Here is an 8382-nt window from a genome sequence, read left to right as displayed (position 1 = left end):
TTCCTTTTTGTTGCTAGTGTTGCGCATAAATGCTTTTTAATTTGTTCTCCTTAACTTTGGTAAGTTTGAGTTTGGAAGATGATTCACAGAATAAGAATATCTACTTTGCCTAGGGGTAACTATTTCAAAATGTAGGTTATGTAACGAGCAAATGCACTTCACTTAGTCCCAGTTTCATTGATTGGTAGGCGATATATACATCACGACCCGGGAATGCGTTTATAGCCTTCAACACATGGTACTTGATCCTCTCTAACCCGAACATCGGGCCAGTATTTGCCGTCATACTAGAAACTTGTTATCGCTCGTTATATTACATTAGAACTCCCTCTAATTCCAGAATTTAGAGCAATGTATATTAAGATCAGTTCATGAAGTTTGCAGGTGCTTTCCCTTAGGGAAAACAACATTTTGGTATCGTTTTCCCTTATGATAGCTCTCATGATCAGCCTAGTGGTTGGCCTTGCTAATTCCTCAGCGATTCAAAAGAAGCAAGTCACTCTTACAGCAATATTGGCTGCACCTAAAGATAGATGGGATATTTTACTTACAGGTGCGGTACAAAAGCTGAAGGAGAGACATCCAAATATAGACATTAAAGTTGACTACAAAGTACTTCCCTACAACGTTAGTAGAGGCCAAATGATAATGGCATTGAATAACCAAACTCCTATTGATCTGATTTCTGTTGATCAAATTTGGCTAGGAGATTTTGCCCAAAGGGGATATCTAACTAATCTTACAGGTTTTGTAAAGAGTTGGGGAAGAGCATCTGATTGGTATCAAACCAATTTGGATGGAGGAGTATATAATGGCAAAGTGTATGGAATATGGACTTGGACTGATGTACGCGGTATGTGGTATTGGAAAGATTTATTATCTAATGCGGGCGTTGATCCGAACTCTTTACAAACCTGGGATGGTTATATTTCATCTCTCAAAAAGATTAATAATGCTTATAAAGAGCAAGGGATAAAAGGAGGATTTGCTCTTTGCGGCGCTACAGAATGGTATCCATATCTATGGATGCTCGGAGGGAATATCCTTATAATGAAAGATGGACATCCAACAAAGGGTACATACTGGTTCCCGACGTATAATAGCTCAGCTGGAGTTAAAGCAGCACAATTCTTAAAAAGCGAGATTGCTGCTGGCATGAAACCAATTCTGTCCAACATTAGTGGATTTGAGAGAGATTTTATAGACAGGAAGGTTGCTGTCTTAATGGGTGGTTCGTGGCTACCAGAATTTTTTCCGGCTGCCGAGAGAAAGGATTTGGAACAAACAGTTGGCTTTATGCCAATGTATCCGGTACCAAGCAAAGGCAGCATAACAACAACTGTGCTTGGGGGCTGGGAATTGGGCATTCCTCAGACATCAAAAAATAAAGAGTTGGCATGGGAATTAATTACGATAATGGTTCAGCCAGATATTCTCGCATCGATGCTTGCACAGACTGGGTATCTTCCAACCCAAAAAAATATTGGCGCAGGTCAAGAGTCCATTACATTAAATCAAACCATTCCATACTATAATAGGATGGTTTCGACGATTCCGATTGGTCACAGCAGACCTATTGCGCCAGAATATCCGCAAATAGATAATCAAATATCTGTTGCTCTGGACCAAGTTTGTTCTGGTCTTAAAGAGCCAAAGCAAGCATTAGAAGACGCTGCTACAATGACTGCAAAAGTATTAGGATGGTAGCTATCAATTGGACATTGGCAGGAATGATACGCTTGAATGATAATGGGTTAACCTGTACTACCGCTAATGCGAGTAAATGACATTATTGAAACACTGAAATGGGTATTGCGTTACACGGCGGTCAAACCCATCAGGGTTGCAACATAGCACTAGGTCCCAAGTGTTTCAATGTGCCTGGAAGGTGACATCCAGGAGGTGCTGGTTGACGGTATTTCCCCATAGTGTCATCTTGATATGCGCCGCATCTCATATTGGGGTTCCCAACAACCGTCCACTTGGCCCACCATTAGATTCTTGTTTTTCAACACCTTTTGTATATAGAATATTGATATTTGTGATCGGCATATAGAGATACACGATCTTTGTAATTGGAGATCGCTGTTGCTCGGAATAGCGGCGCCCAAGTTTCATAATACCTCAAATATTTCATAATCCCGAGCTTTTTGAGAATCTTTCATAAATGATTAGGGTATCGCCGGTATTGGAAACTTCTCTTCCGCAAAGGAGTTAGCTACTGCCTGCTCATGTGATATCTCAGCTTTAACGAATGCCTGCTCATGTGATATGTCAGTTTTAACAATATTTTCCGCGTTTGTTATCTCGCCGGGAAACGCTCCATAAGCGACCGAAGCAATGCCAAATCCGGAAATAATCAATAGACACGATCCAAATGCCAATAAAGTGACGACACTTAATTGTTTGCAGTTTTTTAGTACTTGGCTATTTTTACTTTTCATATTTTATATATGAGATAGAGGATATTAAGCTTTTAAGGCATGTGCCAATGGAATTACTAAAGGAGTTTGAATGTCACATAGGAAAAAAATGCGGCCCTGCGGCAATGATGTGAGCTCATATTAACATTGGTCGTACAAAAGGTAGTCGGTACTCTATGATTTGTGTGCATTGACGCATGTATTATTTAGAAGCTTGTGTCAACCATTCTATCAATTTATGTTGCGAAAAAGGGCTATAATCATTGGTTCTGTTGAAAAGGGCGCCCTTTCGCATTAATTGTTTTTAAATATTAATAATAATCATTTAGCATCTCCATAGAAATAGTGCTATCTTCTTCTAATAAGATCGGGAGTGTTTGTATTCTCTAGTGCCAAATGGGAGAACAGGGAGATCAAGGAGGAAGAGAAACAAGAACAACAGCACCCTCTTCATGACATGAAACAACGCTCGATTTCTGATTTTATAAGTTAACTTTTCTATTAACTCATACTATGATTTGTATTCATGATTTTTAATGAATTATGGATAACTTGTATCACTAATATTTAATAAGATGATCAAGTTTTAACAGTCTATGAATCTTACCACCAATACAATTACGGCAATTATAGCAATAATAGTGCTTGTGCTGTTAGTTGGGGTGTCATTTCTTGTAGTGACCCTACAACCATTTAATTAGCAAATGCAGATGAGATATCTTTTTGGATCATGGTTCTTGTTGTATCGATATGACCAGTGACAGTAAACATCAAGATGTCACAAATATCACAAAATCGAGGTATAAGTGATGAGGTCTTGCAATCACCACTCTACCGAGTAAAGTTTTCTCTACTGACTAGCAATCGGTAAGCTAAAAGAAAACGTAGCTCCATGATCTACATTATTTTCTCCCCATATCTCCCCTCCATGAGCCTCTATAATCCTTTTACAAATATACAATCCTAAACCGGTGCCTTTTTCTGATCTGGTTACAAATTTTGTAAACAATATAGGCATAATTTGAGGATCTATACCTGAACCTGAATCCATTATTGAAACTATAGCAATGTACCTTTCTCTACGCTTAATTTTTTCACTGGTAATTGAGATAGTTCCAATCTTTGTAAAAGTGAGAGCATTACTTAGTAGATTAGAAATGACCTGTTTGATCCTACCTTTATCTATGTTTACTAAAATGATATCATCACCATCATTTCTCATACTTGAATCAAAATGTATTTTCACAACTTTCGGATCGGTTTGATTTTCAACAGTATCTTCTACTGCATCTTTTATTATGTTATCCAAATTAACGATCTTTCTATCCAGCGTTACTGATTTACTTTCGATTCGAGCTATGTCCAAGATGTTATCGGTAAGTTCTTTCAATCTTTTTGCATTTCTTATGATGACAGACAGATATTCGTCATATATACTAGTGCTTACGATATTATCTTTTTTGGCACGAAGAATCTCGGCCAAGCCGAGTATTGGCTGAATAGGAGTACGCAGTTCATGAGCTGCTGTATTTATAAACTCCTCCTGCAACCTATCATGAATTTTTAATTGCTGGTAAACCTTGTTAACTTGTTCATAAAGTTCGGTTTGTTTCCAAAGACTTTCAAACATAGAAACATAAGGCAATACACTCGCCACCCTATTTGTATAGATTCCTAATCCCACTGCGTCATAGGCAGATTTGTTAGTATCATCTTTTAATTCAACAACTATCGAAGTTTTTCTGTCTACTATAATTATTGTCACTTGAGTTTGCAATCCTGGTTCAACATAACGAACTTCGATTTGTGGATATCGCGTTAACATACATATTGATGCTTCTATTTGATTAGACTTCGGCGTCAGAATTCTGGCCTTCGCTTGTCTCCCTATTAGAAGCTCCTTTAATGACTGAATTGACCCTAATTTCTCCTGACTGTAATAAGCATTGGCAGATGAAAATAAGATGAGGATCTCATCTTTCACTCCTCGGCCAATTTCAAGACTAATTTTTTGTATTTCGATAGGGTCTCGGATGACTCGAATTGTATCTGGCTTATTCAATCCCCTTTCGATATCAATTTCCTTCATTTCTGCTCCCGTCGGAATAGCTTTGTCCCAGAACGGATCAGAAATGAATGATTGCCCTATTAAATCCTTAAATTCATCGCCGTACACACTTTTGAATCTTTTATACATATTAAGGCATTCATTTGTATCAAATTCTAAAAAAGTCCCATCAATTACTTCAGTATAAGTGGATAAGGATGATTTTGATTCTTGTTGATCAATAATTGTCTTCCCACAGAGTGCGCATTTTATATTCCTGTCGTCGTTGTCTTTCACACTACGGTCTTACTCCATGGATACTAATAGGTACAGATATGGATGCTTCAGTCCCCAATAATACCTTAATTTCACTTTCTTTTAATACTTACTGGCGCTGAGGGTTTAGGTATTCTAACCAATAAGAATAAAAGGTGTCTTAGCTACTTCCCAACAAAGCCGTATACGCTAATATCAGATAGTATATTGTTAATACCAACTAATGACAATGAAACTATAAACTGACCGTAACTGACTCTATTGGTCATCGAGGAGAGCAGACTATATGTAACTACGGGGCATAATCAGACCCTTTTACCCTTTGTTATGCCCCAACCTACAATTATTCCAATAAAACAGAATGCACCTAAAAGCCACCATAATTGCACATGGGAGGCTCTAAGTATACTAACGAGAGATTCTGTTACCACAATAGAAGCTCCTATTTTGATTTAAACTGAGACTATTAATATTCTTTCTATTCCAGATGAGCATTTTGCATCAAGCACGTACATTGAGTTTATTTCCCGACGAAAATATCTTAACCAAAGAAATTGAATCATTGAGAGGATTTGCTGACAGATTACCAGATAAGGACAAAGAAGAGTTTGTGAATATGCTAGATTGAAATTGTGGTAAAAAGCTTAAATTCCTAAATAATTTAATATTCCTGAGAATACCGAACGAGTTGAAGATGAATTAAGGAGGTGTGTGGGCAGATCGGCCGCTTGTTTGTGCAATTGTATGTCCGCTAGGGTTAACATTAGCACTGGGTGTGACAATGACCTTAACACTGTTTCTATTATTCACTAGAGCACTAGCTCCGCTTACTAGTTTTCCACTATAGTTAGGTAGTTCCGCTCGAGGCGGCCACAACTTGGGAGAAGATTTGTATTAGCACATGAATGGGCACCTCTGTGCATGTGTCCGCGAATGCGATATTTGCAGCGAAACTGCTTATACCGGCTACGATAGCAAGAATCAATACCGACGCCAGAATTGCATAGTCTCCATTCGACATATTTCCAGAGGTTTTGGCTGGATATATAAGGAAAGGATAAATTTATACTGAATATTTACTGGTAGCATAATTTTGGTTCTACTTTTGTGGTATAGTACGAAGCAAACTCTAAGTATCGGCATCTTATCAGCAGAAGATAGTGCGATTTCTATGGAGATGCTAAATGATTATTATTAATATTTAAAAACAATTAATGCGAAAGGGCGCCCTTTTCAACAGAACCAATGATTATAGCCCTACTGCTTTCACACCTGGTTAGAAAAATAATACAATCCTAAACAAATGGACGACATAAGGGAAAGGAAGCAAAAATGGTGTTCCATCCTTTTGTGAACACTTTGAGTGCTGGTCCTTGCAATCAAAAGAATGATGATCTCCGTCACTACCCTCAGCGTATGCTTGCTGTGTATCAACACTTGCAAACATGCCGAAATAGCCAGCCGAAGCCAGGACTGAATATTATATCCTCACTATTGGTGTCACTTAATATAGACCGTCTCTCATTTATCAGCCACGTTATTTAGTAGGGTAAAAGAACATCATAGTCCATAATATTCTATGAATAAAATATTGAGTCCCACAATTCGGGGGAAGGAAAAGTGAACAACATGGCCTCACTCATCTATATTCCAGAAGGAAAGGCAATATCGAAGGAATCCTACGAAATTGATAGGTTAATAATTCAGCATGACAAAATGGAAGCCACATATCGAGAGGTTCTTCCTAAAGTCTGCACCAACCTTGTTCGTGATCTTNNNNAGGATATCCTCTGATGTATACGGTTGAAGTCTTCACAAAAAAGGGTACAGACTCTGACAAATGTAGAGAGCATATATGGAATACTACAGGCATGGTTCCTGCAATATATGATAAGGGTACTCACTACGTAACACACATGAGATTGACACTTGAGAGTCTCAAAAGACTAAATGATTTTGATTTTGTTATAGAAGTCATGAGAGATTATACTGGTACTGAGGCATCGCTAGGACCAATGCATGAAATCGGAGACGCACACATCGTTAGACTGTGCTGAATAGAGAAAATTGTTGGGTTGAGGATGTATGGCAAGTTTAGAATCAATAAGAGCGATCTTAGGGATGCAAATGTACATGACTGACCAAATTCCGGCACCCCAAATTGCCTACGTAAATACATTGTTGAAATCGTGAGCATCACGATAAGATCTATTTTTAGGCGCGCCATATTTTGTAGTATATATGTCATACTTAGATGAATTCACAGGGTCTAGTCCATCTGTCTATTCAGAATACAACAATTTGTTTATTGCTTGAATCAAAGCCTCAATCTCAATTGGTTTTTTTAAGAAAGATTGTTGCTTAAAACCATCAGTCCATATTCTTTTCTAGTCTCTTCGTGAACATATTCACTATCGGTTAGAAAGCAAATCTTGATTCTGCTATCTTTCTTTCTTATTTTCTGGTACAAGAGAAATCCATCAATTTCGGGCATCTTTATGTCTAATATCGCCAGATCGTATTGACCATTTCTGAAATTCTTATACGCTAACAACGGGTCAGTACATGAAACCGTCTTAAACCCATTGCGTCCTAAGACCAAACGCAATGAGAGGGTTAAGTCATCTTCGTCATCTATAATCAGGATTCTCCTTTGTTTTGGGACTAGCCTCGCGAATCCTGGTCCTGAATTTTTGTTGGATTTCATGTCATAGATTGACCAGTACGCCCGTACTGGTCTTCGTCAATCCCTTCAACATTCTGAAGCATGCTGATAACGGTATTACTATCCTTTCGAAAAAGTCCGTCGGTGTTATATATCATTATTGTTAGATGCTTCCCTACTATCTAAGCACCATTGAACAAATGGACCTCCTTCAGAGTAACACTGTTACTCAGACTACTGTAACACTATGGCTAAAGACGACAAGTCAGACAGTGTATGTAGGACTCAATTACAATCAATAAATACTTTGTTGCGGATACAAGGATAACATTCTGACATTTCCGTCGATCCGACATTCGGCATTTCATCGGGTCGGCGGGGATATATCGAAAAATATAAGACCATATTCTGTAAAAGGCATTCAAATGAAGATGGATTATATCGTTTCAAGAATCGAGGCATCGCAAGATGGTAGCCCGTATGTCTATGTGACATATGCTAATCCTAATGATTTCAAAGCAGGCGCGGACAAAGGGCCGTCTTTCAATCCATTTGGTGTGAACGTGGCGGCTTTTACTTCTGAAGATCTTATGAACAATTTGCCAAAGGCGATGTCCAATATTGGAAAAGCAATGGGCGGAGGAGGATTTCCTACAGATAGTCCCACTTTCAAAATCAGTATTAGGGACTATGAAGACATGTAGATAAAAGTGGACGATAAAGTAACGATTGAAATTAAGAAAGCAGAAAGTAGCGGGGTTTAGCCAACAGGCCCATTGTAATAATCCGTCATGAGCATTTCCGATGATGAAATTCGGAAAATTAGATCTGGAATATGTCTATTTGAGCTTGTATAATCTACCTAGTCGAACCTGTTTTATGTGGATCTGCCATGTGTATCTATTTCCAGAGAAAACATGAGGGTGATTGCTTACCATCAATAAGGAAATTTAGGTATTATATCTCTAGAT

7 protein-coding genes are annotated in these 8382 nt (G+C 38.2%); 3 read left to right on the top strand and 4 right to left on the bottom strand.

The genetic code is table 11. The annotated features are described in order from the left end of the window. The first annotated feature begins 441 nt into the window (after nucleotides 1–441). Complete coding sequence (locus DYY65_RS10970; protein ID WP_162478002.1) at nucleotides 442–1707, top strand: extracellular solute-binding protein; 1266 nt, start codon at nucleotides 442–444, stop codon at nucleotides 1705–1707. Between the two features lie 464 nt (nucleotides 1708–2171). Here the strand turns inward: DYY65_RS10970 and DYY65_RS10965 are convergent, their stop codons facing one another. The 3 genes from DYY65_RS10965 to DYY65_RS10955 form a co-directional block, all read right to left on the bottom strand. Further along, nucleotides 2172–2444: a hypothetical protein gene (locus tag DYY65_RS10965; RefSeq protein WP_162478001.1), complete on the bottom strand. Its 273-nt coding sequence runs from the start codon at nucleotides 2442–2444 to the stop codon at nucleotides 2172–2174. Nucleotides 2445–3273: 829 nt separating this feature from the next. Then, a complete protein-coding gene (locus DYY65_RS13100; RefSeq protein WP_162478000.1) occupies nucleotides 3274–4767 on the bottom strand; it encodes an ATP-binding protein in 1494 nt (497 codons plus the stop codon). An 826-nt stretch (nucleotides 4768–5593) separates the two neighbouring features. Beyond that, complete coding sequence (locus DYY65_RS10955) at nucleotides 5594–5767, bottom strand: hypothetical protein (protein ID WP_162477999.1); 174 nt, start codon at nucleotides 5765–5767, stop codon at nucleotides 5594–5596. A gap of 772 nt (nucleotides 5768–6539) precedes the next feature. On the opposite strand from DYY65_RS10955, the gene DYY65_RS10950 reads away from it, so the two are divergent. Next, the gene (locus DYY65_RS10950; RefSeq protein ID WP_162477998.1) at nucleotides 6540–6803 is read left to right on the top strand and encodes a hypothetical protein; all 264 of its coding nucleotides are present in this window, start codon (nucleotides 6540–6542) and stop codon (nucleotides 6801–6803) included. Between the two features lie 287 nt (nucleotides 6804–7090). Here DYY65_RS10950 and DYY65_RS10945 read toward each other — a convergent pair whose 3' ends face one another. Then, the gene (locus tag DYY65_RS10945; protein WP_162477997.1) at nucleotides 7091–7453 is read right to left on the bottom strand and encodes a response regulator; all 363 of its coding nucleotides are present in this window, start codon (nucleotides 7451–7453) and stop codon (nucleotides 7091–7093) included. Nucleotides 7454–7836: 383 nt separating this feature from the next. On the opposite strand from DYY65_RS10945, the gene DYY65_RS10940 reads away from it, so the two are divergent. Further along, complete coding sequence (locus DYY65_RS10940) at nucleotides 7837–8115, top strand: hypothetical protein (protein ID WP_162477996.1); 279 nt, start codon at nucleotides 7837–7839, stop codon at nucleotides 8113–8115. The last annotated feature ends 267 nt before the right edge of the window (nucleotides 8116–8382 follow it).

The organism is Nitrososphaera sp. AFS, assembly GCF_009898475.1.
GTDB lineage: Archaea > Thermoproteota > Nitrososphaeria > Nitrososphaerales > Nitrososphaeraceae > Nitrosopolaris.
Note: the sequence above shows the minus strand (reverse complement) of the source record. Positions and strands in the feature narration are given on the sequence as shown.